The organism is Flavobacterium urocaniciphilum (assembly GCF_900110615.1).
Lineage (GTDB): Bacteria > Bacteroidota > Bacteroidia > Flavobacteriales > Flavobacteriaceae > Flavobacterium > Flavobacterium urocaniciphilum.
This window is the reverse complement of sequence record NZ_FOEI01000018.1, coordinates 1-1763: the sequence shown is the minus strand read 5'-3', so window position 1 is coordinate 1763 and position 1763 is coordinate 1. Positions and strand designations below refer to the sequence as shown.

Below are 1763 nucleotides of genomic sequence, written 5' to 3'. Positions count from 1 at the left end.
GAGCAAGCAGGAGGAACATGGACACAAACATCAGGAGCAGGAGGAACGTTTAATGCTGGAGCAGGTACTTATACCCCAGCTCCAGGAGCAACAACAAGTACATTTACGTATACTTTAGTTGGAACTGCACCATGTATTAACGATACAAGTGTGGCTACAATTAACATCAACGCTCAGCCAAATGCTGGAGTAGATGGTAACACTACAGTTTGTGATTCAAGTGTAGCACCAATCAACTTATTCAGTTTAATTACGGGTGAGCAAGCTGGAGGAACATGGACACAAACATCAGGAACAGGTGGAACGTTTAATGCTGGAGCAGGTACATTCACACCAGCACCAGGCGCAACAACTTCTACATTTACGTATACTTTAGTTGGAATAGCACCATGTACTAACGATACAAGTATTGCAACTATTAACATCAACGCTCAACCAAATGCTGGAGTAGATGGTAATACAACAGTATGTGATTCAAGTGTAGCACCAATTGACTTATTCAGTTTAATCACTGGTGAGCAAGCAGGAGGAACATGGACACAAACTTCAGGAACAGGTGGAACGTTTAATGCAGGAGCAGGTACTTATACACCAGCATCAGGAGCAACAACTTCTACATTTACCTATACTTTAGTTGGAACTGCACCATGTATTAACGATACAAGTGTGGCTACGATTAACATCAACGCTCAGCCAAATGCTGGAACAGATGGAGCAACTACAACTTGTGAGAACAATCCTGCAACTATCAACTTATTCAGTTTAATCACTGGAGAGCAAGCAGGTGGAACATGGACACAAACATCAGGAGCAGGAGGAACGTTTAATGCAGCAGCAGGAACGTATACACCAGCGATGGGTGCAACAACTTCTACGTTTACCTATACTTTAGTAGGAACTGCACCATGTGTGAATGATATAAGTGTGGCAACAGTTAATGTAAATATGGCTCCAACAGCAACTATTAGTTACTCAGGTCCATATTGTGTAAACACAACATCAGCTCAAAATGTTACGTTAACAGGAACAGGAAATTATACAGGTGGAACATTTAGTTCAACAACTGGATTAAGTATTAACGCTACAACAGGAGCTATTACTCCAAGCACAAGTACACCAGGAACTTATGTGGTAACGTATACCATTCCAGCTGGTTCATCATGTTTACCGGTACAAACTCAAACAAATGTTACGATCACTCCAAAACCAGTGATGACGTACACGGTTACTACACCAATTTGTGATGGAAGTGCCTTAAACTTTGTATTGAGTAGCAATGTTCCAGGAACAACTTATACTTGGGATGCTTCAAATAATGGATTAACAGGATTTAATGCTTCGGGAACACAAGCTAATATTAATCAAGTGGTTCATTTAACCAATCCAATGGTTGGAGGAACAATTACTATGGTAATTTTACCAACAGCAAACGGATGTACAGGAGATCCAGTAACGGTTAATTTAGTTGTAAATCCAAACCCGGTAATTAGTTCAATTACTGTTGAAGATGCGCAGATTTGTGCAGGAAGTCAAGTTCATATTGATGTAGACGGAGAGCCAACAGGATTAACATATACTTGGACAGCGGTGAATAACAATGGTGTTATCATTACAAATGGAACGTATAGTGGAACTTCAGCAAATGGAGCATTAAACTTACAGTTAACTACAAATAGTCCAACCACAATAGGAACGATTCAGTTTGAATTTACTCCAATTAGAAACGGATGTGTAGGAACGCCAGTTTTATCACAAGTAATTAC

Annotated in this window: 1 pseudogene; it reads left to right on the top strand. The window is 40.1% G+C overall.

Annotation, left to right across the window (positions count from 1 at the left end):
* A pseudogene (locus BMY86_RS13110) lies at positions 1-1763 on the top strand (PKD-like domain-containing protein); the annotation flags it as partial.